The organism is Salinimicrobium oceani (assembly GCF_012037645.1).
Genome location: NZ_JAAVJR010001387.1, coordinates 1 through 317, shown reverse-complemented (window position 1 = coordinate 317; position 317 = coordinate 1). Strand labels below are relative to the sequence as shown.

Sequence of the window (317 nt, the reverse complement as noted above, 5' to 3'; positions counted from 1 at the left end):
CAATTTCTTGTATAGTAGCCATGTTATACATGGAATTTTCAATGGAGTATCCGTATGTATTTATAATTCTCTGATGATTTTTTGTATGATTTATAAAATCAGAATGGTCGTTATCTCTGGCTACATAGAAATCTGCATTTTCTTGAATTATTTTATCTATGTATTTTTCCAATTGAAGGTTCCCACCTACGTCTTCAATATGAGCTCTAAATTTTGACAGATCAAAGATATATTTCCAAAACAGTGGGTCATCTTGACCTTCTACATAAACAGTGATTTCCTTATTATAGAAAAGACCTTTTGCTTCTAAAGCCTCA

The 317-nt window shown here is 30.9% G+C and carries 1 protein-coding gene; it reads right to left on the bottom strand.

All coding sequences use genetic code 11. The annotated features are described in order from the left end of the window. On the bottom strand, positions 1–317 hold a 317-nt coding region (locus HC175_RS22320; protein ID WP_168140028.1), incomplete at both ends, for a DUF4435 domain-containing protein.